The following is a 25574-nucleotide window of genomic DNA, read 5'->3' as shown; positions in this document are numbered from 1 at the left end:
CGGCGCGAGCCGGAAACCGGCGCGCCGGGAGAAACCGCCCGGGATCGCGAAGCGTTAGATCGAGAAGCTGGTGCCGCAGCCGCAGGAGGCGGTGGCGTTCGGATTGACGACGCGGAACGAGGCGCCGATCAGGTCGTCGACGAAGTCGACCTCCGAGCCCGCGAGGAACGGGACCGAGGCGGGATCGATCAGCACCACCGCGCTGTCGCGTTCGATCACGAGGTCGTCATCGGCCTGGGTGCGCTCGACGTCGAACTTGTACTGGAAACCGGAGCAGCCGCCGCCCTCGACCGAAATGCGCAGCTTGGCGCCTTCGCCTTCTTTGCTGAGGATCTGCCCGATCCGGCGGGCGGCCCGTTCGCTGACGGTGATGGCAGCAGTCATGTCGGTCTCCGAAACCCTATTTGAGCATGATCCGATCCGGATCAGGCCCGGCGTCATCCCCAATTCATTTGGTCGGCCGCCTCAGTGATAGTTAAGTGCGTCGGACCATGGAATCAAATGGATAAGGACTAAAATACAGTGTCGGTCGGAATGGCTGCCCCCCGCGCGCCTTATGCCTGCGACCCCGATCGCAGCCGCGGCCGGCTGGTCGCGGAGCCGCCGAGCCGGACCCGGAGCCCGTTCCGGCGCGACTGCGACCGGGTGATTCATTCCACCGCGTTCCGCCGCCTCAAGCACAAGACGCAGGTCTTCGTCTTCCACGAAGGCGATCACTACCGCACGCGGCTGACCCATTCGCTGGAGGTCGCGCAGATCGCCCGGGCGCTGGCCCGCCAGCTCGGGGTCGACGAGGACCTGACCGAGACGCTGGCGCTGGCGCATGACCTCGGCCATCCGCCGTTCGGCCATGCCGGGGAGCGGGCGCTCGACGAATGCCTCAGGGATGACGGCGGCTTTGACCATAATGCGCAGGCGCTGCGGGTCGTCACCTCGCTGGAGCATCGCTACCCCGAATTCGGCGGGCTGAACCTGACCTGGGAATCGCTCGAAGGGATCGTCAAACACAACGGTCCGTTGACCGAACGCGGTGGCGCACCGGCCGGCCGCTACCTAGGGAGTGGAATCCCGATCGGAATTGCCGACTACAACAAGGGCCACGACCTCGAGCTCTGGAGCTATGCCTCGCTCGAGGCGCAGATCGCGGCCTTCGCCGACGACATCGCCTATGACGCGCACGACATCGATGACGGCCTGCGTGCCGGTCTTTTCGCGGTCGACGACCTCAAAGAGATGCCGCTGACCGCCGACATCATCGCCGAGATCGACCGCCACTATCCCGGGCTCGACGAGGTCCGGCGCGGCGCCGAACTGGTGCGTGAGCTGATCTCACACTTCATCAGCGCGGTCTTCAACGAGGCGAGCCGGCGCCTCGCGGCCGCGCAGCCGCAATCGGCCCACGACGTGCGCCACCACAATGCCCCGCTGATTGCGTTTCCGTCCGAGGTGGCGGAGCAGGAGGCGGCGATCAAGGCGTTCCTGTTCCGGCGGATGTATCGCCACAAGCGGGTGATGCTGGTGATGGGGGAGGCGGAGGAGGTGGTCCGCAACCTGTTCGAGCGCTACCTGCAATCGCCTGAAGACCTGCCGGCGGAATGGATCGAGGGCAGCGTGCAGGAGACCGGGAGCGCTCGGAACAGGCGGATCGGCAATTTCATTGCCGGGATGACCGACCGTTTCGCCCTGATCGAGCATCAAAGGCTTTTTGACTCGACCCCGGATTTGCGTTAGCGCCCTGCCATGACCGACACCACTGCTTCACCACACCTTTTTGCCGACATGCTGACGCGCGTGCATGCGATCTGTGCCGCTGTCGCAGCCGAGGACAATTGGCCCGCCGGCATCGATCTGTCCCGCGTCGTGGTGGAGCCGCCGCGCGACGCCAGCCATGGCGACATGGCGACCAATGCCGCGATGGTGCTCGCCAAGGATGCCAAGGCCAAGCCGCGCGAGCTCGCCGACAAGATCGCCGAGCGGCTGCGCGCCGATGCGCTGGTGGCCGCGGTCGATGTCGCCGCGCCCGGCTTCATCAACCTGACCTTGAAGCCGCAGGTCTGGGCGGACGCGCTGCGCGCCGTGCTGGCCGCCGGCTCGGCTTACGGGCGCAGCGACATCGGCAAGGCCGAGAAGGTCAATGTCGAATATGTCTCGGCCAACCCGACCGGACCGATGCATGTCGGCCATTGCCGCGGCGCCGTGTTCGGCGACGCGCTGTGCAGCCTGCTGCAATTCGCGGGCTTCGACGTCTGCCGCGAATACTACATCAACGACGCCGGCGCTCAGGTCGATGTGCTCGCACGCTCGGCGTTCCTGCGCTACCGCGAGGCGCTGGGCCAGGACATCGGCGCGATCCCGGAAGGGCTCTATCCCGGCGATTACCTCGTGCCGGTCGGCGAGGCACTCGCCAAGGAATATGGCAAGAAGCTGCTCGACATGAGCGAAGCCGCGTGGCTGCCGATCGTGCGCGACAAGGCGATCGCGATGATGATGGAGATGATCAAGGGCGATCTCGGCGCGCTCAATATCCATCACGACGTGTTCTTCTCCGAGCGCTCGCTTATCACGTCAGGCAACAACAAGGTCGCCGAGACCATCGATTTCCTGCGCGCCAAGGGCGACATCTACGAGGGCCGCCTGCCGCCCCCGAAGGGCAAGCCGGTCGAGGACTACGAGGACCGCGAGCAGTCGCTGTTCCGCGCCACCGCCTATGGCGACGACGTCGATCGTCCGCTGATCAAGTCGGACGGCTCCTACACCTACTTCGCATCCGACATCGCCAACCACCGCTACAAATTCGAGCGTGGCTTCACCAATCTGATCGACGTGTTCGGCGCCGATCATGGTGGCTACATCAAGCGCATGCAGGCCGCCGTGAAGGCGGTGACCGCGGGCAAGGCTGTGCTCGACGTCAAGATCGTGCAGCTCGTGAAGCTGCTGCGCGACGGCGAGCCGGTGAAGATGTCGAAGCGGTCCGGCGAATTCGTCACGCTGCGCGAGGTGGTCGACGAGGTCGGCTCCGACGCTGTCAGATTCATGATGCTGTTCCGCAAGAACGACGCGGTGCTCGATTTCGACCTCGCCAAGGTGATCGAGCAGTCAAAAGACAACGCGGTGTTCTACGTCCAGTACGGCCACGCCCGCGGCCATTCGATCTTCCGCAACGCGCGGGAGGAAGCGGTTCCCGATCTGCCCGAGACCGATGAGGCCCGGCAGGCCTATCTCCGTAATGCTACGGTCGAGCGGCTGACCGACCCGGCCGAGCTCGAGCTGCTCAAGCGGCTTGCGCTTTATCCGCGGATAATCGAGGCTGCCGCGGTGGCACATGAGCCACACCGAATCGCTTTTTATCTCTATGATTTGGCCAGTGAATTTCATGCGCTTTGGACCAAGGGGCGCGATTTGCCCTATTTACGCTTCATTATCAATAATGATGCAGAGATCACGAGGGCGCGACTGGCAATGGTTCAGGGCGTCGTCTCGGTTCTGGCATCGGGCTTAGCTGTTCTAGGCGTCCACGCTCCGACCGAGATGCGGTAGGCAGGGGCATTAGGCCCTCACGAGTGGGGATTTGTGAGGGCATCTGGCAGGGGCCAACTCGTTCGGACCGGCTGTGCCGGCGATCTTGGCGCTGTCCCGAAGGGGATGCATGATCACAATGGCTGATCGATATCAGGACCGACATTTTCCCGCCGACACGGCTTCCAAGGCCGACAGCGATCCGCTTGCCGAACTGGCACGGCTGATCGGCCAGACGGATCCCTTCGGCAGCGCGAACAAGCCACCGCCGCGACCGCTGCAGTCGCGCGCCAACGCGCGGCCGCAACAGTACGAGCCGCAGGCCGCGGACGAGGATGCGCCGCCCGCGGGCCCGCCGCCCTGGATGCAGCGCGCGCGGCAGGAGGCTGTCGCTCCGCCTCCCGTGCAGAACATCGAAGACGAAGAGCCCGAGCAGGACTACCAGCCGAAGCCGGTGCATCCGTTGCATCGCTACGCGGCTCAGCAGGCGCAGCCCGCGCCCGCGCCGGTGGCGCAGTATCGGCCGGTCGAGGCCCCTCGGCAGCCGGAGGCATTTGACGATGAGCCGCACTATCAGAGTGGCGGTCAGAGTCAGGATCCGTCGCGCTATGACGACGCGCTCTACGGCCAGCTGGAAGCCGGCGAGCAGGACCTGCAGCGCGATCCCGCCTATCCGGACGATCCCTATGCCTATGAGGAGGCCTACGAGGAAGAACCCGAGCCCCGCCGGCGGCGCAGCGGCCTGATAACGGTCGCCGCGGTGCTGGCGCTCGGCGTGTTCGGTGTCGGTGGCGCGTATGCCTACCGGACCTACGTCGGTTCGCCCCGCAGCGGTGAGCCGCCGATCATCAAGGCTGACAACACGCCGACCAAGGTGATCCCGGCCCAGGCCGACGCGCCGGCCAAGACGCCGGACCGCATGGCGACGGGCGACGGCACCGAGAAGATCGTGTCGCGCGAAGAGACGCCGGTCGACGTTAATTCGAAGACCGCCGGACCGCGCGTCGTGTTTCCGCCCCTGAACGCCAATGCGAATCCACCGCCGCCCGCGAGCGTGCAGACGGCACAGCCGGCGCCGGCGCCGATCACCGCGAACGGCACCTTGCCGAACAACGAGCCGCGCAAGGTCCGCACGCTCTCGGTCAAGGGCGATACGCCCGATGGCACGCAGGCGACCTCGGCCGTGCCGGCGAAACCTGCGGCGGCGAAGCCTCCGGTGTCGCGCGGCAACCCGGCTGCGGCCAACGCCAGCGTCAACTCGCCAATGGCGCTTGTTCCCGGCCAGGCTGAGGCGGCTCCGGCCGCGCCTCCGACCCGGGTGGCCTCGACCTCGGCAGCTCCGGTTGGTGGTGGCGGATATCTGGTCCAGGTCTCCTCGCAGAAGAACGAAGCGGACGCGCAGGCGTCCTATCGGACGCTGCAAGGCAAATATCGCAGCGTGCTCGGTTCGCAGCCTCTGGTAGTCAAACGCGTCGATCTCGGCGAGAAGGGCGTCTACTACCGCGCCTTCGCGGGCCCGTTCGCGTCGTCGGAAGAGGCGAGCCAGCTGTGCCGGAGCCTGATGTCGGCTGGTGGGCCGCAGTGCCTCATCCAAAGAAATTAAAGGCCGTTTCCTTGACCCGTGAGCTGCATACGGCCTAATCGGCCGAATGACGAACCGCGCATTCATCACGGGCATATCCGGGCTGATCCTCAACGACGCCGAACGCGAATTCATTCGCGCCGAGCGGCCATGGGGCTTCATCCTGTTCAAGCGTAACATCGAGAGTCATGCCCAAGTGGCGGCTCTTGTTGGAGAACTCCGGTCCGCAGTCGGCGTCGCCGATGCCCCGGTCCTGATCGACCAGGAAGGCGGGCGGGTGCAGCGGCTTGGCCCGCCGCATTGGCCGACGTATCCACCGGGCGCGAGCTTTGTGGCACTCTACGACATCGATCCGAAACTCGGGCTTGCGGCAGCTCGGCTCAGCTCACGGCTGATTGCGGCCGACCTGACCGATCTCGGAATCACCGTCGATTGCCTGCCTTTGGCCGACGTTCCCGTGGCCGGGGCGGACGCGGTGATCGGCAACCGGGCCTATGGAACTGAACCCGGCAAGGTCGCGGCGATCGCCCGGGCGGTCACGGACGGACTGGAACAGGGCGGGGTGCTGCCGGTTCTCAAGCATATTCCCGGCCATGGCCGGGCCACGGCGGACAGCCATTTCCGGCTTCCGACCGTTGATACCGCCAAGGCCGAGCTGGAACGGACCGATTTTGCCGCGTTCCAGCCGCTTGCGGATCTGCCGATGGCCATGACTGCACATGTTGTGTTTAGCGCGCTCGACCCCGTCCATCCGGCGACGACTTCTGCGACAATCATCGAACAGGTGATTCGCGGCCTGATCGGGTTCCAGGGTTTGTTGATGAGTGATGACGTGTCGATGAATGCGCTGGCCGGATCGATTGCCGAGCGGACCCGCGCCATCGTCACCGCCGGTTGCGACATGGTTCTGCACTGCAACGGCAATATTGACGAGATGCGCGAGGTCGCACGCGAAACGCCGGAACTGACCGGCAAGGCGCTTGAGCGCGCCAAGGCGACGCTCGCCGCGCGCAAGCCGCCTGAGCCGCTCGACCGGCAGGCGGCACGGGCTGAACTGGATGCGTTGTTGGATCGGGTAGGGACGGCATGACCGCTGAAATTCTTTCGTTTGATACCGGGCGGCCGGCCGACGTCGCCGAGGGCGAACCGGCGCTGGTGGTCGACGTCGAGGGCTATGAGGGCCCGCTCGACCTGCTGTTGACGCTGGCGCGGCAGCAGAAGGTCGACCTGTCGAAGATCTCGATCCTTGCGCTTGCCGACCAATATCTTTCGTTCATCGAGGCTGCCCGCAAGATTCGCCTCGAGCTTGCGGCCGACTATCTGGTGATGGCGGCGTGGCTGGCGTTCCTGAAGTCGCGGCTCCTGCTGCCCGAGCCGCCGAGCGCGGAGGGGCCGAGCGCCGAGGAAATGGCGACCGCGCTCGCCAACCGGTTGCGCCGGCTGGAGGCGATCCGCGAGGCGGCGAACCGGCTAATGAACCGTCCCCAGTTCCAGCGCGATATCTTTCCGCGCGGCAATCCGGAATCGATCGCCGAGATCAAGCATCCGAAGTTCACCGCGACCCTGTACGACCTGCTGTCGGCCTACGCCACGCAGCGCCAGTCGCGCGTACTTACGACGGTTCATCTGCAAAAGCGTACCGTATGGTCGCTGGCCGAAGCGCGTGCGTCGCTGGAGCGGCTGGTCGGCATCGCCGAGGACTGGAGCTGCCTCGACGAGTATCTGATGAATTACGTCGCCGATCCCACCCAGAAGGCGACGGTGTTCGCATCGAGCTTCGCTGCCGCCCTCGAACTGGTTCGCGAGGGCGAGATGGAGATCAACCAGAAGCAGGCGTTCGCGCCGATCTATTTCCGAAAGCGTCAAGCGCAGGCCGCAATGGCAGCGCCGGACCTGTCGGTTGAGTAAGTGGAAGAAGGAGAGCAAGCCCATGGCAAGCTTGGCGGAAGTGCGCAGAGAAGAGCCCGAGGAGGAGGTTTCTCCTATGGATCCGGTGGCGCGTCCTGAGGAATTGCGGCTCCTGGAAGCCCTGTTGTTTGCATCGGCCGAGCCGATCGATCAGGCAACGCTGGCAAAGCGGATGCCCGACGGCGTCGACGTCAAGGCGGCGCTCGCGCAGCTGCAGGCGGAATACGCGCCGCGTGGCGTCAACCTGGTGCGTGTCGCCAACAAGTGGACGTTCCGCACCGCCGGCGATCTGTCGTGGCTGATGACGCGCGAGAGCACCGAGACGCGGAAGCTGTCGCGCGCCGCGATCGAGGTGCTGGCGATCGTCGCCTATCACCAGCCGGTGACTCGCGCCGAGATCGAAGAGATTCGCGGCGTGGTCACGTCGAAGGGCACGATCGACGTGCTGCTCGAGACCGGCTGGATCCGCCCGCGCGGCCGCCGCAAGACCCCGGGCCGTCCGCTCACCTTCGGAACCACCGACGCGTTCCTGTCGCAGTTCAGCCTGGAAGCCCTCGGCGACCTGCCGGGGCTTGAGGAGCTGAAGGGCACGGGTCTGCTCGACTCGCGTCTGCCGACCGGATTTTCCGTTCCGTCGCCGTCGGATGACGCGACGCTGCGGGAGGACGAGGAGCCGCTCGAGCCGGGTGATACGCTGGAACTGCTGCTGGCGCCGGCGGTCGAGCCGGAAGCCGAGGAACCGAAGGCCGACGCAGAAACGACTGACGAGGTTGGGACTGCTGAGGTCGAAACGACCGCCCAAGCGGAGGTCGAGGCGGACGTTGCCTCTGATCCGGATGCGGCCGAACCTGATGCTGGCGAGCCGGAAGACCGCGCCGACCACGAGGGTGATGACGCCGACACCGAGGACAAGGGCGAATAAGCCTGAATATTCCCGGTTAAGCCTAGCAATATTACTGTAGCCGCGACAGCGATTTGCCGCGGCCGAGGTCCTTGTTTTTGACACCCCGCGGGCCTACCTTCCGGCAAAGTTCAGGCCGGTCCGCCGGCCATTTCTGGAGGGTTGCAGGATGGGTTCGTTGAGCATTTGGCACTGGATCGTCGTGATCGCAGTGGTCCTGCTGCTGTTCGGACGCGGCAAGATTTCTGATCTGATGGGTGACGTTGCCCAAGGCATCAAGGCCTTCAAGAAGGGCATGCAGGACGACGACAAGGTCGCCGAGAAGACCGAGCCCACCAAGTCGATCGATCACAATGCGGCGCCGTCGGCCACGCGCCAGGACGTCGGCAGCAAAGCCGTCTAACGCGCTTGTACTGACGCATATTTCGACGTTTTTTCTTGCGCGAAACGGTGACGCCGTCGCACAGACGCGCTATGGACGCCGATTGAGAAAAGGCGCCGGCAGCCCCAGATCCTGTTGGGAGCGGTGGGGCCGATGGCGGCGCGCTTAGGCGGAAGAATTCATGTTCGATATCGGGTGGAGTGAACTGGTCGTCATCGCGGTCGTCGCGCTGATCGCCATCGGCCCGAAAGAACTGCCGGGCGTGCTGCGCATGGTCGGGCAATGGATGGGCAAAGCCCGCAAGATGGCCTCCGAATTCCAGGGCCAGTTCCAGGAAGCCATGCGCGAAGCCGAGATGGCCGACCTCAAGAAGAGCTTTGACGAGGTCAAGGAGGCCGCAACCGGCATCACCAGCGGCAACATTATGACCTCGCTGCAGAAGGACGTCAGCGACGCCCTGCAGATCGACAAGCCGGTCGATGCGCAGGTCGCGTCCGCAATCGACGCACCGGTGGCGTCAAGTGACACACCGGTGACGCCCACGACTCCCGCCGAGCCGACGCCGGAAACCTTCGTCGAGGCCGAGGCGCACGCGGCAGCCAGCGAGCCGCTTGCGATCACCAATGAGGTGAAGGCCGAGCCGGCGCCGCAGGACGTGACGCCGGTACAGCCCGACGCGCTCAAGGACGCGAGGGCGTCATGAGCGCCGAAGACATCGAGGCCAGCAAGGCCCCCTTGATGGATCACCTGATCGAGCTGCGCTCGCGGCTGATCAAGGCGCTGCTCGGCTTCGGCGTGGCCTTCATCATCTGCTTCTTCTTCGCCAAGCAGATTTACAACGTGCTGGTCTGGCCGTTCGTCTGGATCGCGGGGCCGGAGAATTCGAAGTTCATCTACACCGCGCTGCTGGAATATTTCATCACCCAGCTGAAGCTCGCATTGTTCGGCGCCGGCTTCATCTCGTTTCCGATCGTCGCCACCCAGATCTACAAATTCGTCGCGCCCGGTCTCTACCGGCATGAGCGCAACGCGTTCCTGCCGTATCTGATCGCCACTCCGGTGTTCTTCGTGATGGGCGCGGCGCTCGTCTATTTCGTTGTGCTGCCGATGCTGGTGCGGTTCTCGCTCGGCATGCAGCAGGCCGGCGGCGCGGAGACCGCGCAGATCCAGCTGCTGCCCAAGGTCGGCGAATATCTTTCGCTGATGATGTCGCTGATCTTCGCCTTCGGCATCGCGTTCCAGCTGCCGGTGATCCTGACGCTGCTCGGCCGCATCGGCATCGTCACCTCGAAGATGCTGAAGGAGAAGCGGCGCTACTTCATCGTGATCGCCTTCATCATCGCCGCCGTGCTGACGCCGCCCGACGTGCTGAGCCAGGCCTCGCTCGCGATCCCGCTGCTCGCGCTCTACGAGGGCGCCATTATCGCGGTCCGGATCGTGGAGAAGAAGGCCGCGACCTCGAATGCGTCGTCCGGGGCGACCAATCCGGCCGAATAGGGTGATTTCACCTCACAGTCGGTGTCATACCCCGCGAAAGCGGGGTATCCCGTACGCCGCGGCTTCTCGGTGACACGCCGACGTCTCTGGAATGCTGGATCACCCGCTTTCGCTGACGATGACGGTCGTGGTAGTGGAACTGCAAACCGTAGTTTGCCAACGCAATGTTGGTTGCTTACGCATAGCCTGCCAGGACTGACTTATGCACGACATCAAAGCGATCCGCGACAACCCGACAGCCTTCGACGCCGGCCTGAAGCGCCGCGGGTTAGAGGCCCTGTCGCCGTCGCTGCTGGCGATTGACGAGAAGCGGCGGGCGGCGATCCTGGCGTCGGAGCAGGCCCAGGCGCGGCGCAATGCGGCCTCGAAGGAGATCGGCGAGGCCAAGAAGGCAAAGGACGAGGCGCGCGCGGCCAAGCTGATGGCTGAAGTTGGCGAGCTGAAGACCACGATGCCAGAACTCGAGGCGGCGGCGAAGACGGCCGATGAACAGCTGACCAAAGAGCTGTCGTCGATTCCGAACCTGCCGCTCGACGAGGTGCCCGACGGTACCGACGAGCACGGCAACGTCCAGCACCATGTGTACGGCAAGACGCGCGACTACGGCTTTGCGCCGAAGCTGCATGACGATCTCGGCACCGCGCTCGGCTTTATGGATTTCGAGGCGGCGGCGAAACTGTCCGGCGCACGTTTCGTCGTGCTGAAGAAGGGGCTGGCGCGGCTCGAGCGCGCGATTGGGCAATTCATGCTCGACCTGCACACCGGCGAGCATGGCTATACCGAGATCAATCCGCCGCTGCTGGTGCGCGACGCCGTGATGTTCGGCACGGGACAGCTACCGAAATTCGAGGACGACCAGTTCTGGGCGATCAAGGGCGAATTGCTCGCGTCGCCGAATGCCGATCTGCGCAGCGAGCGCCTCGGCCTGATCCCGACCGCCGAGGTCTCGCTGACCAACCTCGCGCGCGAATCCATCCTCGACGAGAAGGAGCTGCCGATGCGGCTCACCGCGCTGACGCCGTGCTTCCGTGCCGAAGCTGGCGCGGCGGGACGCGATACGCGCGGCATGATCCGCCAGCACCAGTTCACAAAGGTGGAGCTGGTGTCGATCACGACGCCGGAAGCCAGCAAGGATGAGCTGGAGCGCATGCTGTCCTGCGCCGAGCAGGTGCTGCAAAAGCTCGACCTGCATTATCGCGTGATGACGCTGTGCGCCGGCGACATGGGCTTCTCCGCGCAGAAGACCTACGACATCGAGGTGTGGATGCCGGGGCAGGGCGACGGCGGCGCCTATCGCGAGATTTCGAGCTGCTCGGTGTGCGGCGATTTCCAGGCCCGCCGCATGGACGCGCGCTATCGCGCCCCCGACGGCAAGCCGCGTTTCGTGCATACGCTGAACGGTTCCGGCACGGCGGTCGGGCGCGCCTTGATCGCCGTCATGGAGACCTACCAGCAGCAGGATGGTTCGATCGCGGTGCCCGATGTGCTGCAGCCCTATATGGGCGGGCTCAAGGTCATCGAGCACGGCATGTGAGGCGAGGGCCAGTGTGATGCCGCTGCACCGTGACATCCACTGGCTAGGTCGACAATGGGCCGTCACGGGCCACGGTCTGCAGCTGATCAATCAGAAGCAGATGGGCTATTACGACATCGAAGCCGCGCGCCTGTGGGACACGCGCGCGACCGAGGTGCAATCGAAGGCCTGGATCGACCGGCCCGACTTCGACAAGGCGCTGGAGATCGCGCGCGGCAAGTTCGCCCAGATGGCACCGGCCGATTTGGCGCCACCTGCACCGATTGCGTCGCCGCCACCGCCGGTCCGGGCGACGCCGCCGGCGGCACCGCGCGCTCCGCTTGACGCGACATCGGTGCCCTCGATCGAGGAGCTGCTGGCCAGGCTGAAATCGAAATCGGCTGCGACGGCGCCGGTCGCAAAACCGGGCGAAGCGCTCGCTCCGGTGCCGCCCAAGCCCGAACCGCTCGGGGTTGAGCCTCGGAAGGTCGAGCCGGCGAGGTCCGAGCTCCCCCAAGCGGCTTCGGTCGCCCCCGAAGCGTCCAGGGCTGAGTCTCGCGCGTTACAAGCTCCGAAGGCTGAGTCGCTCACGACCGCGCCGGCCAAGGCCGATCCCATCACGGCCGATGCCATCAAGTCCGAGCTCCCCACATCGGAGCTTCCGAAGCCTCCCAAGTCTGAGCCTCGCCAAACCGCACCAATTGCTCTTGAGCCGGCCAGGCCGGAAGCTCGGAGGGTTGAGCCGCCCAAGGTTGAAGCTCTCAAATCTGAAGCTCCCAAGGTTGAAGCAAAGCCTGAACCTGCCAAGCCTGAACCTGCCAAGCCCGAGCCTCCAAGGTCAGAAGCTGTCGCGTCCCGGGGGCTCGGGGCCGAACTGCGTCAGACCCCACGGGTCAAAGTGCCGGAGGCGCCGCGGCCAACGCCCGTGATCGCGGTTGTTCGGCGGCCGGCCAGAGCATCCTGGCCGGTGTTCGAGCGCAAGATCGCCGGCAGCGCGCGATTTGTCCGTCCATGGCGCGTGACGTCGGCACGATGGCGCGGGCCATCGCCAGGTTTGCCTCCGCGGCCCTAGCCGGTTAAGACGGCAGTCAACTCAAGAAGCCGCAGCGTAAGATACCCGCGCCGCATCGGAACAAAAGGCACTTTGACGGATGCGAATTCTCTGCACCAATGATGACGGCATCCATGCTCCAGGCCTGCAGGTCGTCGAGCAGATCGCACGCGCGTTGTCCGACGACGTCTGGATCGTTGCCCCCGAGCTCGATCAGTCCGGCGTCTCGCATTCGCTGTCGCTCAACGATCCGCTGCGTCTGCGCGAGGTCAGCCCGCGTCACTTCGCGGTGCGCGGCACGCCGACCGATTGCGTCATCATGGGCGCGCGCCACATTCTCGGAGACAAGCTGCCCGATCTCGTGCTGAGCGGCGTCAACAAGGGCCGCAACGTCGCCGAGGACGTGGTCTATTCCGGCACCATCGCCGGCGCGCTCGAAGGCACCATTCTGGGCTTTCCGTCATTCGCGCTGTCGCAGGAATTCTCGATTGAGACGCGCAATGCGCCGCTGTGGGACACCGCGCTGAAATTCGGGCCCGACATCATCCGCAAGGTGATCGGCGCCGGCGTCCCCAGGAACACCGTGATCAACGTCAACTTCCCGGCCTGCATGCCCGATGACGTCAAGGGCATCCGGATCACGCGGCAGGGCAAGCGCAATCAGGGGTTCCTGAAGATCGATCGCCGTCACGACGGACGCGGCAATCCGTATTTCTGGATCGGCTTCGAGCGCGCGGCGATGATGGATGCGCCGGCCGAAGGCACCGATCTCGCCGCGCTTGCGGCGCGCTACGTCTCGGTCACACCGCTGCGGCTCGACCGCACCGATGAAGCATTTTCGGAAACGCTGATTGATACGCTGAAGTAATCCTCGGGGAATCTGTAGCCCGGATGGAGCGAAGCGAAATCCGGAACCCGTATTGTGAAGTCCCCGGATCACGCTTCGCTCCATCCGGGCTACGCGCGCAACTTGCGGCTAGACCGGCGCGCCCTTCATCGCGCTGGAGATCACCTGGGCCAGCGTTTCCAGCTGGAAGGGCTTTTGCAGCGCCGGACGGTCGCGATACTCCGGAGGCAGGCCGGACGAGCCATAGCCGGTCGCGAAGATGAAGGGGCGGTTGCGGGCGTTGATCAGTTCGGCGACCGGGGTGATCACCTTGCCATTGACGTTGACGTCGAGGATCGCGAGGTCGAATTCGGTCGATTGCGCAAGCTTGACCGCTTCGCCGATCTCGCCGGCCTCGGCCGCAACGCTATGGCCGAGTTCCTCCAGCATATCGGCGACCATCATCCGGATCATGACCTCGTCCTCTACGAGGAAAACTGAACAGCCCGCCGGCCGTATCGCTGTCATGATGGAATCCTTGCCCTTCCCTGAATCAGGCTCGCAAATAACATTACAGCGCGCAATGCAAACGTTCGGGAATTGGTCCTTTTCCGGCGCGCCACAGCGTTTTCCGCATCGCGCTGGCGGGCTTTGCTGCGCAAGATTTGCCCAACAGCCAACGAGGTGTGTTGGCCCTACGAGCGCCCTGATCTGCGCCACCCAGACGTTAACTGCGCATCGCCGCCAATTATATGTGAGGGGGCCGGGCCGGCGCCAATGCCAAATCTGGCGATGGTTCCTGGCCGGGAACAAAACGCGACGGGAAATTTTTCCTTAACGCGGTATTTCGGATTTCAATGGCATCTAGTGTCCCGAATCCGAAGTTCGCATCATTTGCCGCACCTTCGGAGCGAACTTCGGATTCGATAAGGACACTAGCAAACTTATGATTCTAGTGTGCTTTATGAATGCGAAGTTCGTGAAAGTGGCTGCCGCGAAATCGCACGAACTTCGCATTCAGCACACTAGAGGGCAAGATTCCGCGCTGCCGCCCAGAGACGCTGATGAACATGGCCGTGAACCCCGATCCGACCGAGAAAATGATGTTTCAGCTGACCCTGCGGCGGCGTGGGGTGAGCGATCAGGCGGTGCTGCGTACGATGGAGGAGGTGCCGCGCGAGGTCTTCGTCGATCCGCGCGATCGTAACGAGGCCTATCGCGACAGCGCGCTTGCGATCGCCTGTGGGCAGACCATCAGCCAGCCTTTCGTCGTGGCCTACATGACCGAGCAGTTGAAACTGCAGAAGGACCATCGCGTGCTCGAAATCGGCACCGGCTCGGGCTATCAGGCGGCCGTGCTGTCCCGGTTGTGCAAGCAGGTGCTGACCATCGAGCGCTACCGGACGCTGGCCGACGGCGCCCGCAAGCGCCTCGAAAAGCTGGGTTATTACAATATCGAGGTGCTGCTCGGGGACGGCTTCGACGTTCCGGCCGGGGCAGGCGACTTCGACCGCATCATCGTCACCGCGGCGATGGAGCAGATCCCGGAGAAGCTCTTGGAGCGGCTCGAACCCGGCGGCATCCTGATCGCCCCGGTCGGGCCGCATCAGGGTATCCAGACCCTCGTCCGCGTGGTGCGGACCGAGAACCGCTTCGACCGCAAGGAATTGGTCGACGTCCGCTTTGTGCCGGCGTTGCCGGGAATCGCGCGCGAATTGTAAATTTGGCGATTTGCTGCTTGGCACCAACGCCTTATTCGCAGGGTTAAGCGGTTATTTACTCGGTACGTGTTTACTCAAAACAGTCTTTTGTTGCGTACGAGTGAGTAACCATGTCTGGGGTTGTTGAGTTGCTTCGCTCGCGTCGCGTACCGCAGGTTGCGGTGCTGACGCTGATGTCCATGGCTTTTGCCGGTTGCAGCGCCGATATGTCGTCGCGCTTCTCGCAAAACTCCTACTCGCAAAATCCGTTTGCGTTTGATCCGCAGCCGACCGGCACCGTGCAGCAGGCGCCGCCGCCGCGCGAGTTGCCGCAATACGCGCGGCCGCGAACGCAACCGCAGTATTCGCAATACCAGTCACAGCCGCTGCCGCCGCCGGTCGCAGCGGCGCCGCAGTCCTATCCGGTCGCCAATGGCAATGCCGGCGTCTCCGGAGGAGGGCGCGGGGTCTCGTCCTACACGCCGCCGCCCGTGCGTCCGCAGATCGAATCCACCGGCACCGTTCCGCATTCGGTCGCCGCAGCCCCTGCCGGGCACAACGGCACCACCATCATCGTCGGCACCAGCGATACGCTGGAAGTGCTGGCACGCCGCTACAACGTCTCGACCGCCGAGATCCTGCGCGCCAACGGCTACAAGGGACCGCGCGCGCTGTCGCCTGGCCAGCAGCTGGTCATTCCGCGCCCGACGGCGACGGCCGCGGCGCCAGCAATGGCCGCACCGGCCGCGCGCCCTGTCGCCGTGGCAGCCGCGCCCGCCGGCGTCCACTATGTCAATCGCGGCGACACGCTGCACAGCATCGCGCGTCAGCACCACATCCCGGTGGCCGAGCTCGCCCGCGCCAACAACCTCGACCAGTCGGCCCGGCTGAGCCTCGGCATGAAGCTCGTGGTGCCCGGCGCCAAGACGGCGATGGCGGCACCCGCGACCGTTGCGCAACCTGTTGCCGCCGCGCCGGTTGCTGCCGTGGCTCCGGCGCCGGCGGTCGCAGCCCCGAAGGTCGTTGCAACCGCGCTGCCGCAGCAGAGCGCGCGGCTGGTCCAGCCGACCGCCACCGTCGAGCAGCCGGCGGCTGCCGCCGAAGCGCCCGTCGTCACCAAGTCGAGCGAGGCAACCGGCGCGTTGCCGACCTTCCGCTGGCCGGTGCGCGGCAAGGTCATCACCGCCTACGGCTCGAAGACCAACGGCAAGGTCAATGACGGCATCAACGTCGCGGTGCCCGAGGGCACGCCGGTGAAAGCGGCCGAAGACGGCGTCGTCGCCTATTCGGGCAATGAGCTGAAGGGCTACGGCAATCTCGTGCTGGTCCGCCATTCCAACGGCTACGTCACCGCCTACGCCCATGCGAGCGAAATCCTGGTGAAGCGCGGCGATACCATCAAGCGCGGTCAGGTGATTGCCAAGTCGGGCCAGAGCGGCGAGGCGGGCTCGCCGCAGCTCCACTTCGAGATCCGCAAGGGATCGTCGCCGGTCGATCCGCTCCAGTTCCTCAACGGCGCGTAAGCTACGCGTCGGGACTTCAAGGGACTTCCAAGTCTCACAAAAAAGACAGCGGGGGTGGCGCAAGCCTCCCCCGCTTTGTTTTGACGATTGCTCCGACGATTACTTGCCGCTCAGCCGCGTAGCCCGGATGGAGCGAAGCGAAATCCGGGAGCTCACCCGCGGAGTGCACGATCCCGGATTGCGCTGCGCTCCATCCGGGCTACACAGGCGATGACGGGAGAGCTATGCCTCCCATCCCTGTTAATTGCCACTAAGCCGCACACCGAGCCGGCCTGCGAGCTCCTGCGTGTACTGCCAGGCGACGCGGCCCGAGCGCGAGCCACGGGTGGTCGACCATTCGAGCGCCTCGCGCTCGAGTTCGTCCTCGGCGATCTTGATGCCATAATGGTCGCAATAGCCCTTCACCATCGCGAGGTATTCGTCCTGGCTGCAGCGATGGAAGCCGAGCCAGAGGCCGAAGCGGTCCGACAGCGACACCTTTTCCTCGACCGCTTCGCCGGGATTGATCGCGGTCGAGCGTTCGTTCTCGATCATCTCGCGCGCCAGCAGATGCCGCCGGTTCGAGGTCGCATAGAGGATGACGTTGTCGGGGCGCCCCTCGATGCCGCCTTCCAGCACGGCCTTCAGCGACTTGTATGAGGCATCGTTGCCGTCGAACGAGAGGTCGTCGCAGAACACGATGAAGCGGAAGGAGGAGCTGCGCAGCAGCTCCATCAGGCCGGGCAGGCTCTCGATGTCCTCGCGGTGGATCTCGATCAGCTTCAGCCGGTCGGCCGGCTTGCGGTCGAGATTGATGCTGGCATGGGTGGCCTTGACCAGCGACGACTTGCCCATGCCGCGGGCGCCCCAGAGCAGCGCATTGTTGGCGGGCAGGCCGTCGGCGAAGCGCTCGGTGTTCTCCATCAGGATATCGCGCATCCGGTCGACGCCCTTGAGCAGGCCGATCTCGACGCGGCTGACGCGCGGCACCGGGGCGAGGCGCCCGTCCGGATGCCAGACAAAGGCGTCCGCGGCGCCGAAGCTCTCGGCCGGATCGAGGGCCGGAGAGGCGTCCGCGAGGCGGCTGGCGATGACTTCCAGGGCGTTCGCGATCCGCTCGGCCGCGGCGCCGTCGAGCGCCGTTACCGGGCGTTTTGTCGCGGCGTTTTCAGCGCGCTTGGCGGCAGCCTTGGGGGTGGTTTTGCGGGTTGTTTTACTGGTGGTTTTCTTGGCTTTTTTCGGCATTTGTCCAGTTCCTGACGGCGCAGCCTTATCGGGCTGGCGGCGGTCCCGCAAGCGCCCTAAATGAAGGTCCGTTAACGTTGCAATTGGGACCGCGGCCGCTATAGTCCGCGCGAATTTGTCCGGACCGCCATACCGCCCCGAATCCGAGGGCGCTGCCGGTTCTTTCCCGTCTTATCCGAGGATCGTCCGAATGCTGATTACTCCTGCGTTTGCCCAGGCTGGAGCGACTGGTGACACCAACAGCATGTTGATGTCGCTGCTGCCATTCGCGCTGATCTTCGTCATCATGTACTTCCTGATTCTGCGCCCGCAGCAGAAGAAAGTGCGCGACCATGCGGACCTCGTGAAGAACATCCGCCGCGGCGACACCGTGGTGACCTCGGGCGGCCTCGTCGGCAAGGTGACAAAGGTGGTCGACGACGACCAGATCGAGTTCGAGATTTCGGACGGCGTTCGCGTGCGCCAGATGCGCCAGATGATCTCGGGTGTGCGTACCAAGGGTGAGCCGGCGAAGGGCGACGCCAAGGACGAGGCGTCCGCGAGCTGATTGCCGCGGCGCCTTTTTGGAATCTGACGGGTCAACTCGATGTTGTATTTCACGCGGTGGCGAGCGCTGGGGATTATCCTGACAGCGCTGGTGGTCTGCCTGTGCGCCGTGCCCAATTTCTTCCCCGAAGCGCAGGTGAAGACCTGGCCGGCCTGGGCGCAGCGGCGCCTGGTCCTCGGCCTCGACTTGCAGGGCGGCTCCTATCTGCTGCTCGAAGTCGACTCCAACTACGTGAAGAAGGAGAAGCTCGACCAGATCCGCGACGATGTCCGGAAGGTGCTTCGTGAAGCCAAGATCGGCTACACCGGCCTCAACACGCGCAACGACGCGGTGGAAGTCCGCATCTCCAGGGAAGGCGACCAGGCGACGGCGCTATCGAAGCTCCGCGAGCTGTCGCAGCCGCTCGGCGGCCTGCTCGGCTCCAGCGGCCAGCGCAGCCTCGAGGTTGCCGACGCCGGCGGCGGCCTGATCCGCCTGACGGTCCCGCAGGCCGCGATCACCGAGCGCATCCGGCAGACCATCGAGCAATCGATCCAGATCGTCGAACGGCGCGTCAACGAGCTCGGCACGGTCGAGCCGGTGATCCAGCGTCAGGGCACCGACCGCATCCTGGTCCAGGTGCCGGGCCTGCAGGATCCGACCCGCCTGAAGGAGCTGCTCGGCAAGACCGCCAAGATGGAATTCCGCATGGTCGACAGCTCGGTGTCGCCGGACCAGGCCCAGCAGGGCCGCCTGCCACCGGACTCCGAGCTCTTGATGAGCGCGTCACCGCCGCCGGTTCCGTATGTCGTCAAGAAACAGGTTCTGGTTTCCGGAGGCGAGCTCTCCGATGCCCAGCCCGGCTTTGACCAGCGCACCGGCGAGGCGATCGTCAGCTTCAAGTTCAATACGTCGGGAGCGCGCAAATTTGCGCAGGCGACCGCCGAAAACGTCGGCCAGCCGTTTGCGATCGTGCTCGACAACAAGGTGATCTCGGCACCCGTGATCCGTGAACCGATCACCGGCGGACAGGGCCAGATCTCCGGCAGCTTCACCGTGCAGTCGGCCAACGATCTGGCGATCCTGATGCGTGCCGGCGCGCTGCCGGCGCCGTTGACCGTGATCGAAGAGCGTACCGTCGGTCCCGGCCTCGGGCAGGACTCGATCGAGAAGGGCGAGCTCGCGGCCTATGTCGGCTCGATCCTGGTCATCGTGTTCATGCTGATCACCTATCGGCTGTTCGGCGTGTTCGCCAACATCGCGGTGGCGATCAACGTCGCCATGATCTTCGGACTGCTGTCGCTGCTCAACGCCACGCTGACGTTGCCGGGCATCGCCGGCATCGTGCTCACCGTCGGCATCGCGGTCGACTCCAACGTGCTGATCTACGAGCGCATCCGCGAGGAACTGCGCGGCGGCCGCAACGCGATCTCGGCGATCGACGCCGGCTTCAAGCGGGCATTGGCGACCATCCTCGACTCCAACATCACCACCTTCATCGCCGCCGCCGTGCTGTTCTACATCGGCACCGGACCGGTCCGCGGCTTTGCCGTGACGCTCGGCATCGGCATCATCACCACGGTGTTCACCGCCTTTACCCTGACGCGCCTGATCGTCGCCGGCTGGGTGCGGTGGAAGCGGCCGCAAACCGTGCCGATCTGAGAGGCCTGTTGTGACTCATACCGTTCTCATTGGCCTTGGCATCCTGATCGCCGTGTTGACCGTGGTCGCGGCGCTCGGCCTGCTGCCGCCGCTGCGCATCGTGCCGGACGACACGCATTTCGATTTCACCCGCTTTCGCCGCATCAGCTTCCCGATCTCGGCGCTGCTCTCGATCCTTGCCATCACGCTGTTCTTCACCCACGGCCTGAATTTCGGCATCGACTTCAAGGGCGGCACGCTGCTGGAGGTGCAGGCGAAATCCGGCACCGCCGACATCGCCGCGATGCGCACCACCTTGAACGGTCTTGGCCTCGGCGAGGTGCAGCTGCAGCAGTTCGGCGGTCCGGCGGAAGTCCTGATCCGCGTCGCCGAGCAGCCCGGCGGCGACAAGGCGCAGCAGGATGCGGTGACGAAAGTGCGCGGCGCGCTCGGCGAATCCGTCGACTACCGTCGCGTCGAGGTGGTGGGACCGCGCGTCTCCGGCGAACTGCTGGCCTACGGCATGATCGGCCTGATGTTCGCGATCATGGGCATCCTGATCTACCTTTGGTTCCGGTTCGAATGGCAGTTCGCGCTCGGCGCCATGATCGCCAACGTCCACGACATCGTGCTCACGATCGGCTTCATGTCGATCACCCAGGTCGATTTCGACCTCACCAGCATCGCGGCGCTGCTGACGATTCTCGGTTATTCGCTCAACGATACCGTTGTCATCTACGACCGTATCCGCGAGATGCTGCGGCGCTACAAGAAGATGCCGATGCCGCAGCTGCTGAACGAATCGATCAATTCGACGCTGTCGCGCTCGATCATCACCCCACGTCACCGTGACGCTGGCTTTGCTCGCGCTGCTGCTGTTCGGCGGCCAGGCGATCCACAGCTTCACCGCGGTCATGATGTTCGGCGTGGTGCTGGTCGGCACCTACACATCGATCTTTATCGCGGCGCCGATTCTGATCTATCTCGGTGTTCACACCACGCGGGGTGGAGACGCGGTGCAGGACGCGCCGGCCAAGAAGCCGGACACGGCGGCAGCCAAGAAGTAGCTGGTCATGAGCAACTCCTCGGACGCTCCCCATCTTCCGAGGTCGGCGCCGATCGAGGCCTACGGCAAGGGCGGCTTCGCGTTTGCCGATATGTCGCACCGCGGCTCGCTCTTGTGCCTGCCTGACTCGATCTGGGCCTGGCCGGTCACCAGGCCGCAGGAGATCGACGAATACTCGCTGCAAAAGGTGTTCGCGGCCGCCAATGCGATCGACACGCTGATCGTCGGCACCGGCACCGACGTCTGGGTCCCGCCAAAGGGCCTGCGCGAGGCTCTGCGGGCCGTGCGGGTGGTGCTCGATCCGATGCAGACGGGACCTGCGATCCGCACCTACAACATCATGCTGGGCGAGCGGCGTCGCGTCGCGGCGGCGCTGATCGCGGTGCCATGAGCGCGACGGAGGCGCCGAAGGACGGCGCGGCCTTCTGCGCCGATCTGGTGCGGAGCCATGACTTCGTGCGCTACGCGTCGACCTTGTTCCTGCCGGGTCCGGAACGGCGCGCGATGCTTGCGATCTACGCCTTCAATATCGAGGTCTCGCGCGTGCACGAGCAGGTCAGCCAGCCGCTGCCCGGCGAGATGCGGCTGCAATGGTGGACCGACATGCTGGCCGGTGCGGGCCATGGCGGCGTCGAGGGCAATCCGGTCGCGGCAGAACTGCTGCACACGATCCGAAATCACCGTCTGCCGGTCTCGCCATTCTCGCAGCTGGTCGAGGAGCACCAGTTCGATCTCTACAACGACCCGATGCCGTCGCTGGCCGCGCTCGAGGGCTATCTCGACGCCACGGCCTCAGTGCTGTTCTCGCAGGCTACGCGCGTGGTGGCGCGACCGTCGGAGGCGATTGATCACCTAGCCCGTCATGCGGGTCTTGCCCAGGGCATGGCGCAGGTCATCGCTTCGTTCGGACGCGACGCCGCACGGCATCAGCTGTTTCTGCCGTTACAGCTGCTGCAGCAGCACGGCGGCAGCAAGGAGGAGGTGTTTGCCGGCAAGGTGACGCCGAACATCCGTGCCGCGATCGATCAGCTTGCGGACGAGGCCCAGGGCCATCTCAAGACCTCGTTCGGGCTGCTTGCGGATGTCCCGTCGGGCGTGAGGCCGATCTTCCTGCCGCTCGCCCATGTCAGGCGCGAGCTGAACCGGGCGAGGAGGGACGACTACGACCCGTTCCTGCCGAAGCCGGTTTCGCGCCTGCGCACGCTCTGGACGTTGTGGCGAGCCGCGCGCACGGAGGAGTTCGGTCGCTAGCTTTGCTCCTTCGAGATGTGCTTGGTGAAGATCCGGATCGTTCTGCCCTTGACCATCGGGCCGCTGTCATAGATGTCGGATGCGATCTGTTCGACCGCGTCGCGCAGCGCAACGAACTGGGCTTGCCGCGCCATGCTCGCCGTTCCACGCGTGCCGGCCAACTCGTCCAGTGCGGCGTCGCTGATCTGGCATTCGATTTCCTGGTCGCCGTTCATCATGGTGAATCCGAACGCCAGTCGTTCGGAATCGTATCCCCCGATCCGGCCACGGGTGAGTGGCATTAAACTTGTCCCTCGACGCGCTACCCCTCGCAAAGAGTGAAGCTTCGCGCCGCGTTTGTCGAGGGCCACGCGCCGAGAAGCGCGCTCTAACCTGCCGGCCGGTCCATCTCGGCGACTTCAAAATTGAAGCGGTCGCGCAAATTCTTGCGTTGCTCGAGGATATCCTTGAGGAACTCGCGATCGGCGTCGCTGCGCATCATCGGTTCGATCAGGTCGATCTGGTTCATGGCGACGAGCTGCAGGATTTCGGTGCGCGGCTTGCCGGCGGCATCGCGCGGCAGCGCATGCACGACCTGGATGTGTTCGGGCGGCTTGACGCCCCCGGCTGCGGTAAGCTCGTTGCGCAGCGTCTTTTCCAGCGCGGACTGGTCCGCCTCGACGAAGGCGTAGAGTCCGACGCCGACGCGCCGGTCGGCAAAGGCGACGATCGCGGTGTCGCGCACCTGCGGATTCTTGCGGATCAGATCGATCAATACCGGGGCGTCGTTGACCAGCCTCCGGCCGCCGCCTTCGCGGTCGGTGAAATTGAAGATGCCGCGCGTGATCGCCTGATAGACCTTCTTGCCGGTCTTGAGCCAGATGCTGGCGACCGCGGACTTCTTTGCGAGCACCTTGCGCTCTTTCGGCGTCAACGCCTCCGGCGCGTAGCTGCGCTTGTGCTTCAACAGATGCCGCAGATCCTCATAGGCGGCGATGCGGAACAGTCGGCTGCGGGTCTTGAAGCAGGCGGCAAGCTGGAAGTCGGTGAGGTAGGCGCGGCCATCGCGGCCGACCAGCCAGTTCTGCTCCTTGGCGAGATCGTTGTGGCAGATGCCGGCGCGATGCAGCTTGCGCAACGCGGCCTTGGCCGAACGAAAATAGGCGACGTCGCCGTGCGGCTTCGCCAGATGCAGCGCCGCGCCGTCGATGAAGCCACGGACCAGCGCGCGACGGCCGGCCCACAACAGCTTCGGCCCGACGTCGAGGCCGCGCGCCAAGGTCAGCGCGCGGCGCTCGCGGGAGAACAGATGCAGCGCCAGGGCGAACGACCAGAACGGCACCTGATCGAGCCGGCGCAGCACGCCGTCGACCTCGCCGTCATCGGCGCGGAAGCGGCCGCGCTCGACGGTCGAGAACACGTCGCGCTTGAGCAGCACGCCCTGGCTCCACCGCACCGACAGGGTGGCGTCATCGTCTTTCGGCAAGCTCATGACTGTCAGGCCGCTGCCGCAACGCGCAGGTGCTCTGCGATCCAGTGGTCGAGATCGGCGAGCGCGCGCGCGCTGATCGCCTGCTTCTTGGCGACGGTCTTCTCGTTGCCGCGCAGCCGCGAGCCGTCCGGCTTCTTGGTCGGCGCACTGGCCAGCGGCGGGAACAGACCGAAATTGATGTTCATCGGCTGGAACGAGCGCGAACCGGCCTCGATCGTTTCGATGTGGCCACCGGTGATGTGGCCGAGCAGCGCGCCGAGCGCGGTCGTCGCCGGCGGCGGCGTCAGCGCGGCACCGCGCATGTCGGCGGCAGCGCAAAGGCCGGCGATCAGGCCGACGCTGGCCGACTCGACGTAACCCTCGCACCCCGTCATCTGCCCGGCGAAGCGCAGCCGCGGCTGCGCGCGCAGACGCAGCTGCCCGTCGAGCAGCTTTGGCGAATTCAGGAAGGTGTTGCGATGCAGGCCGCCGAGGCGGGCGAACTCCGCGTTCTCGAGGCCGGGGATGGTGCGGAACGCGCGCTGCTGCGCGCCGTGCTTCAGCTTGGTCTGGAAGCCGACGATGTTGTAGAGCGTGCCGAGCTTGTTGTCCTGCCGCAGCTGGACGATCGCATACGGCTTGACGGTCGGGTTGTGCGGATTGGTCAATCCCACCGGCTTCATCGGCCCGTGGCGCAGCGTCTCGTGACCGCGCTCGGCCATCACCTCGACCGGCAGGCAGCCGTCGAAATAGGGCGTGTTGGTCTCCCAGTCCTTGAAGTCGACCTTCTCGCCGTCGAGCAGCGCCGCGACGAAGGCGTCATACTGCTCCTTCGTCATCGGGCAGTTGATGTAGTCGGCGCCGGTGCCGCCGGGGCCGACCTTGTCGTAGCGCGACTGAAACCAGGCCACCGACATGTCGATGGAATCCTTGTGCACGATCGGCGCGATCGCGTCGAAGAATGCCAGCGCGCTCTCGTCGGTCAGAAGCCTGATGGCGTCGGCAAGCGGTGCCGAGGTGAGGGGGCCGGTCGCGACGATGACGTTGCTCCAGTCGGCCGGCGGCAGCCCTGCGACTTCCTCTCGGCTGATCTCGATCAGCGGATGTTCGTTGAGCGCCTTGGTGACGGCGGCCGAAAAGCCGTCGCGGTCGACCGCCAGCGCGCCGCCGGCGGGCACCTGGTTGGCGTCGGCCGAGCGCATGATCAGGGAGCCCAGCCGCCGCATCTCCGCGTGCAGCAGCCCGACCGCGTTGTTGGCGGCATCGTCGGAGCGGAAGGAGTTCGAGCAGACCAGTTCGGCGCAGCCTTCGGTCCGATGCGCCTCGGTCATCCGGTGCGGGCGCATTTCGTGCAGCACGGCGCGGACGCCGGCATTGGCGACCTGCCAGGCGGCTTCCGAGCCGGCGAGCCCCGCGCCCACGATGTGCACGGGTTGGGAAGGGGATTGATGCGGTGTCATCGCGCAGCGTTAGCGCGTTTTGATCTCATATGCATCTGAAACCGCACCACAAACGACAACGCCCGCTGTGGAAGCGGGCGTTATCCGTTTAGCAGATGGCTTGCGGCCGATTAGCCGTTGTAGGTGCCGGCGGCAACGCGCGGAATGTCCGAGCGGTCGAGGCCGATATCGGCGAGTTCGCGATCGCTGAGCTGGGACAGTTCGCTGACATTGCGCTGATAATCCCGGAAAGCCTGGATCATGCGGATGAGCGAGAGCAACATGGTAGTCTCCTAGTAATTCAGATTCAGCTTTTCAAAAGCCTCATCGTTGAAGTGAATATAGATGATATAGTGCAGTGCGGTAGTTCCGATGTTGCGATGCAGCTAAGCTCAAAACGCATAGCGGCGGTAAGTTCCGGTTAACCGTTTGGCGCAGCGAGCAAGGTCCAGTGGACCAAAGTTCCGCAGAGCCGGGCGACGGCGTCAAAATCTTCTTGAGATCAGTGAGTTAGAAGAATGGCGGTGACTTGAACTACGCCGTTAATATGGTAATTACAGACCGTTCGGTCAAGGGAT

General features: G+C 64.9%; 24 protein-coding genes and 2 pseudogenes. 18 read left to right on the top strand and 8 right to left on the bottom strand.

From position 1 onward, the window contains the following. Window positions 1-54 precede the first annotated feature (54 nt). Entirely contained in the window at window positions 55-384 is a 330-nt protein-coding gene (erpA, locus tag ACVWZM_RS41750) for an iron-sulfur cluster insertion protein ErpA (protein ID WP_016846874.1), read from the bottom strand. Between the two features lie 138 nt (window positions 385-522). On the opposite strand from erpA, the gene ACVWZM_RS41745 reads away from it, so the two are divergent. From ACVWZM_RS41745 to serS, 10 genes and pseudogenes are all read left to right on the top strand, one after another. Further along, window positions 523-1731: a deoxyguanosinetriphosphate triphosphohydrolase gene (locus tag ACVWZM_RS41745; protein ID WP_456784900.1), complete on the top strand. Its 1209-nt coding sequence runs from the start codon at window positions 523-525 to the stop codon at window positions 1729-1731. A gap of 9 nt (window positions 1732-1740) precedes the next feature. After that, the gene (argS, locus tag ACVWZM_RS41740; protein WP_456856171.1) at window positions 1741-3537 is read left to right on the top strand and encodes an arginine--tRNA ligase; all 1797 of its coding nucleotides are present in this window, start codon (window positions 1741-1743) and stop codon (window positions 3535-3537) included. 118 nt (window positions 3538-3655) lie between these two features. Further along, complete coding sequence (locus ACVWZM_RS41735) at window positions 3656-5119, top strand: SPOR domain-containing protein (RefSeq protein WP_456856169.1); 1464 nt, start codon at window positions 3656-3658, stop codon at window positions 5117-5119. A gap of 46 nt (window positions 5120-5165) precedes the next feature. Beyond that, a complete protein-coding gene (gene nagZ, locus ACVWZM_RS41730; RefSeq protein ID WP_456856168.1) occupies window positions 5166-6188 on the top strand; it encodes a beta-N-acetylhexosaminidase in 1023 nt (340 codons plus the stop codon). Then, complete coding sequence (locus ACVWZM_RS41725; RefSeq protein WP_057018539.1) at window positions 6185-7006, top strand: segregation and condensation protein A; 822 nt, start codon at window positions 6185-6187, stop codon at window positions 7004-7006. The genes nagZ and ACVWZM_RS41725 overlap by 4 nt, the downstream gene beginning before the upstream one ends. 22 nt (window positions 7007-7028) lie before the next feature. Further along, a pseudogene (gene scpB / locus ACVWZM_RS41720) lies at window positions 7029-7916 on the top strand (SMC-Scp complex subunit ScpB); the annotation flags it as partial. Window positions 7917-8076: 160 nt separating this feature from the next. Beyond that, window positions 8077-8310, top strand: a complete 234-nt coding sequence (locus ACVWZM_RS41715) for a twin-arginine translocase TatA/TatE family subunit (protein ID WP_057018537.1) — start codon at window positions 8077-8079, stop codon at window positions 8308-8310. A 160-nt stretch (window positions 8311-8470) separates the two neighbouring features. After that, window positions 8471-8992, top strand: coding sequence for a Sec-independent protein translocase protein TatB (gene tatB, locus ACVWZM_RS41710; RefSeq protein ID WP_057018536.1), 522 nt, complete (start codon window positions 8471-8473; stop codon window positions 8990-8992). Next, window positions 8989-9786: a twin-arginine translocase subunit TatC gene (gene tatC / locus ACVWZM_RS41705; protein WP_038381092.1), complete on the top strand. Its 798-nt coding sequence runs from the start codon at window positions 8989-8991 to the stop codon at window positions 9784-9786. The genes tatB and tatC overlap by 4 nt, the downstream gene beginning before the upstream one ends. A 202-nt stretch (window positions 9787-9988) precedes the next feature. Next, window positions 9989-11320 carry a serine--tRNA ligase gene (gene serS, locus ACVWZM_RS41700; RefSeq protein WP_057018535.1) on the top strand — a complete coding sequence of 444 codons (1332 nt, stop codon included), beginning with the start codon at window positions 9989-9991 and terminating at the stop codon, window positions 11318-11320. Window positions 11321-11428: 108 nt separating this feature from the next. Here serS and ACVWZM_RS41695 read toward each other — a convergent pair whose 3' ends face one another. Next, complete coding sequence (locus ACVWZM_RS41695; protein WP_057018534.1) at window positions 11429-11755, bottom strand: hypothetical protein; 327 nt, start codon at window positions 11753-11755, stop codon at window positions 11429-11431. A 695-nt stretch (window positions 11756-12450) separates the two neighbouring features. Here ACVWZM_RS41695 and surE point away from each other — a divergent pair. Beyond that, the gene (surE, locus tag ACVWZM_RS41690) at window positions 12451-13218 is read left to right on the top strand and encodes a 5'/3'-nucleotidase SurE (RefSeq protein ID WP_456856166.1); all 768 of its coding nucleotides are present in this window, start codon (window positions 12451-12453) and stop codon (window positions 13216-13218) included. Window positions 13219-13326: 108 nt separating this feature from the next. Here surE and ACVWZM_RS41685 read toward each other — a convergent pair whose 3' ends face one another. Further along, window positions 13327-13704, bottom strand: coding sequence for a response regulator (locus tag ACVWZM_RS41685; protein ID WP_026192734.1), 378 nt, complete (start codon window positions 13702-13704; stop codon window positions 13327-13329). Between the two features lie 536 nt (window positions 13705-14240). On the opposite strand from ACVWZM_RS41685, the gene ACVWZM_RS41680 reads away from it, so the two are divergent. Both ACVWZM_RS41680 and ACVWZM_RS41675 read left to right on the top strand, forming a co-directional pair. Next, a complete protein-coding gene (locus ACVWZM_RS41680; RefSeq protein ID WP_057018533.1) occupies window positions 14241-14897 on the top strand; it encodes a protein-L-isoaspartate(D-aspartate) O-methyltransferase in 657 nt (218 codons plus the stop codon). Between the two features lie 110 nt (window positions 14898-15007). Continuing rightward, on the top strand, window positions 15008-16399 hold the full coding sequence (locus tag ACVWZM_RS41675; protein WP_057018532.1) for a LysM peptidoglycan-binding domain-containing M23 family metallopeptidase: 1392 nt from the start codon (window positions 15008-15010) through the stop codon (window positions 16397-16399). 240 nt (window positions 16400-16639) lie between these two features. Here the strand turns inward: ACVWZM_RS41675 and ACVWZM_RS41670 are convergent, their stop codons facing one another. After that, entirely contained in the window at window positions 16640-17623 is a 984-nt protein-coding gene (locus tag ACVWZM_RS41670) for an ATP-binding protein (protein WP_057018531.1), read from the bottom strand. A gap of 190 nt (window positions 17624-17813) precedes the next feature. On the opposite strand from ACVWZM_RS41670, the gene yajC reads away from it, so the two are divergent. From yajC to ACVWZM_RS41645, 5 genes and pseudogenes are all read left to right on the top strand, one after another. Next, complete coding sequence (gene yajC / locus ACVWZM_RS41665; RefSeq protein WP_026192737.1) at window positions 17814-18170, top strand: preprotein translocase subunit YajC; 357 nt, start codon at window positions 17814-17816, stop codon at window positions 18168-18170. A gap of 39 nt (window positions 18171-18209) precedes the next feature. Next, entirely contained in the window at window positions 18210-19811 is a 1602-nt protein-coding gene (gene secD, locus ACVWZM_RS41660) for a protein translocase subunit SecD (protein WP_057018530.1), read from the top strand. A gap of 10 nt (window positions 19812-19821) precedes the next feature. Continuing rightward, window positions 19822-20857 (top strand): annotated as a pseudogene (secF, locus tag ACVWZM_RS41655) (protein translocase subunit SecF). Between the two features lie 6 nt (window positions 20858-20863). Then, complete coding sequence (locus ACVWZM_RS41650) at window positions 20864-21247, top strand: Mth938-like domain-containing protein (RefSeq protein WP_018271534.1); 384 nt, start codon at window positions 20864-20866, stop codon at window positions 21245-21247. Next, the gene (locus ACVWZM_RS41645; protein ID WP_456856164.1) at window positions 21244-22107 is read left to right on the top strand and encodes a phytoene/squalene synthase family protein; all 864 of its coding nucleotides are present in this window, start codon (window positions 21244-21246) and stop codon (window positions 22105-22107) included. The genes ACVWZM_RS41650 and ACVWZM_RS41645 overlap by 4 nt, the downstream gene beginning before the upstream one ends. Here the strand turns inward: ACVWZM_RS41645 and ACVWZM_RS41640 are convergent. The 4 genes from ACVWZM_RS41640 to ACVWZM_RS41625 form a co-directional block, all read right to left on the bottom strand. Then, the gene (locus ACVWZM_RS41640) at window positions 22104-22388 is read right to left on the bottom strand and encodes a DUF1488 family protein (RefSeq protein WP_057018527.1); all 285 of its coding nucleotides are present in this window, start codon (window positions 22386-22388) and stop codon (window positions 22104-22106) included. The two genes, ACVWZM_RS41645 and ACVWZM_RS41640, sit on opposite strands and share 4 nt — an antisense overlap. Window positions 22389-22474: 86 nt before the next feature. Next, window positions 22475-23578 carry a serine/threonine protein kinase gene (locus ACVWZM_RS41635; RefSeq protein ID WP_456856162.1) on the bottom strand — a complete coding sequence of 368 codons (1104 nt, stop codon included), beginning with the start codon at window positions 23576-23578 and terminating at the stop codon, window positions 22475-22477. Window positions 23579-23583: 5 nt separating this feature from the next. Then, entirely contained in the window at window positions 23584-25017 is a 1434-nt protein-coding gene (gene trmFO / locus ACVWZM_RS41630) for a methylenetetrahydrofolate--tRNA-(uracil(54)-C(5))-methyltransferase (FADH(2)-oxidizing) TrmFO (RefSeq protein WP_456856160.1), read from the bottom strand. A 110-nt stretch (window positions 25018-25127) separates the two neighbouring features. Next, complete coding sequence (locus ACVWZM_RS41625; RefSeq protein WP_016846063.1) at window positions 25128-25280, bottom strand: DUF1127 domain-containing protein; 153 nt, start codon at window positions 25278-25280, stop codon at window positions 25128-25130. Window positions 25281-25574: the final 294 nt, after the last annotated feature.

The organism is Bradyrhizobium sp. USDA 4501, from assembly GCF_054062115.1.
Note: the sequence above shows the minus strand (reverse complement) of the source record. Positions and strands in the feature narration are given on the sequence as shown.

What these genes read in the sequence shown, in the direction of transcription:
- erpA (WP_016846874.1), bottom strand. Translation starts at nt 384, where the DNA reads ATGACTGCTGCCATCACCGTCAGCGAACGGGCCGCCCGCCGGATCGGG.
- argS (WP_456856171.1), top strand. Translation starts at nt 1,741, where the DNA reads ATGACCGACACCACTGCTTCACCACACCTTTTTGCCGACATGCTGACG.
- ACVWZM_RS41735 (WP_456856169.1), top strand. Translation starts at nt 3,656, where the DNA reads ATGGCTGATCGATATCAGGACCGACATTTTCCCGCCGACACGGCTTCC.
- nagZ (WP_456856168.1), top strand. Translation starts at nt 5,166, where the DNA reads ATGACGAACCGCGCATTCATCACGGGCATATCCGGGCTGATCCTCAAC.
- ACVWZM_RS41725 (WP_057018539.1), top strand. Translation starts at nt 6,185, where the DNA reads ATGACCGCTGAAATTCTTTCGTTTGATACCGGGCGGCCGGCCGACGTC.
- ACVWZM_RS41715 (WP_057018537.1), top strand. Translation starts at nt 8,077, where the DNA reads ATGGGTTCGTTGAGCATTTGGCACTGGATCGTCGTGATCGCAGTGGTC.
- tatB (WP_057018536.1), top strand. Translation starts at nt 8,471, where the DNA reads ATGTTCGATATCGGGTGGAGTGAACTGGTCGTCATCGCGGTCGTCGCG.
- tatC (WP_038381092.1), top strand. Translation starts at nt 8,989, where the DNA reads ATGAGCGCCGAAGACATCGAGGCCAGCAAGGCCCCCTTGATGGATCAC.
- serS (WP_057018535.1), top strand. Translation starts at nt 9,989, where the DNA reads ATGCACGACATCAAAGCGATCCGCGACAACCCGACAGCCTTCGACGCC.
- surE (WP_456856166.1), top strand. Translation starts at nt 12,451, where the DNA reads ATGCGAATTCTCTGCACCAATGATGACGGCATCCATGCTCCAGGCCTG.
- ACVWZM_RS41685 (WP_026192734.1), bottom strand. Translation starts at nt 13,704, where the DNA reads ATGACAGCGATACGGCCGGCGGGCTGTTCAGTTTTCCTCGTAGAGGAC.
- ACVWZM_RS41680 (WP_057018533.1), top strand. Translation starts at nt 14,241, where the DNA reads ATGAACATGGCCGTGAACCCCGATCCGACCGAGAAAATGATGTTTCAG.
- ACVWZM_RS41675 (WP_057018532.1), top strand. Translation starts at nt 15,008, where the DNA reads ATGTCTGGGGTTGTTGAGTTGCTTCGCTCGCGTCGCGTACCGCAGGTT.
- ACVWZM_RS41670 (WP_057018531.1), bottom strand. Translation starts at nt 17,623, where the DNA reads ATGCCGAAAAAAGCCAAGAAAACCACCAGTAAAACAACCCGCAAAACC.
- yajC (WP_026192737.1), top strand. Translation starts at nt 17,814, where the DNA reads ATGCTGATTACTCCTGCGTTTGCCCAGGCTGGAGCGACTGGTGACACC.
- secD (WP_057018530.1), top strand. Translation starts at nt 18,210, where the DNA reads ATGTTGTATTTCACGCGGTGGCGAGCGCTGGGGATTATCCTGACAGCG.
- ACVWZM_RS41650 (WP_018271534.1), top strand. Translation starts at nt 20,864, where the DNA reads ATGAGCAACTCCTCGGACGCTCCCCATCTTCCGAGGTCGGCGCCGATC.
- ACVWZM_RS41645 (WP_456856164.1), top strand. Translation starts at nt 21,244, where the DNA reads ATGAGCGCGACGGAGGCGCCGAAGGACGGCGCGGCCTTCTGCGCCGAT.
- ACVWZM_RS41640 (WP_057018527.1), bottom strand. Translation starts at nt 22,388, where the DNA reads ATGCCACTCACCCGTGGCCGGATCGGGGGATACGATTCCGAACGACTG.
- ACVWZM_RS41635 (WP_456856162.1), bottom strand. Translation starts at nt 23,578, where the DNA reads ATGAGCTTGCCGAAAGACGATGACGCCACCCTGTCGGTGCGGTGGAGC.
- trmFO (WP_456856160.1), bottom strand. Translation starts at nt 25,017, where the DNA reads ATGACACCGCATCAATCCCCTTCCCAACCCGTGCACATCGTGGGCGCG.
- ACVWZM_RS41625 (WP_016846063.1), bottom strand. Translation starts at nt 25,280, where the DNA reads ATGTTGCTCTCGCTCATCCGCATGATCCAGGCTTTCCGGGATTATCAG.